1 protein-coding gene is annotated in these 344 nt (G+C 66.3%); it reads right to left on the reverse strand.

Going from position 1 to position 344, the window contains the following annotated elements:
* On the reverse strand, nucleotides 1–344 hold a 344-nt coding region (locus tag R0J88_RS19145), incomplete at both ends, for a TrkA C-terminal domain-containing protein (RefSeq protein ID WP_410900752.1).

Raw genomic sequence — 344 nt, forward strand, 5'->3', positions numbered from 1 at the left:
TGTGCTCCAGCGTCTCGGCCAGACGCTCACCGATATGGCCGCCACCGGCGATCACCACCCGGCGGAAGTTGCGATCGACGCGTCGCAGCTCGCCCATCACGGTGCGGATGTCCTTGCGTGCCGCGATGAAGAACACCTCATCATCGGCCTCGATCACGGTGTCACCGCGCGGGATGATCGGACGGTTGCGACGATAGATGGCGGCGACGCGAGTATCCACGTTGGGCATGTGGCGACGCAGGAAACCGAGCTCCTGACCGACCAGCGGCCCGCCGTAATAGGCCTTGACCGCGACCAGCTGGGCGACGCCATTGGCGAAGTCGAGCACCTGCAAGGCGCCGGGG

It is taken from the genome of Pseudoalteromonas sp. SIMBA_162, assembly GCF_046535955.1.
GTDB lineage: Bacteria > Pseudomonadota > Gammaproteobacteria > Enterobacterales > Alteromonadaceae > Pseudoalteromonas > Pseudoalteromonas marina.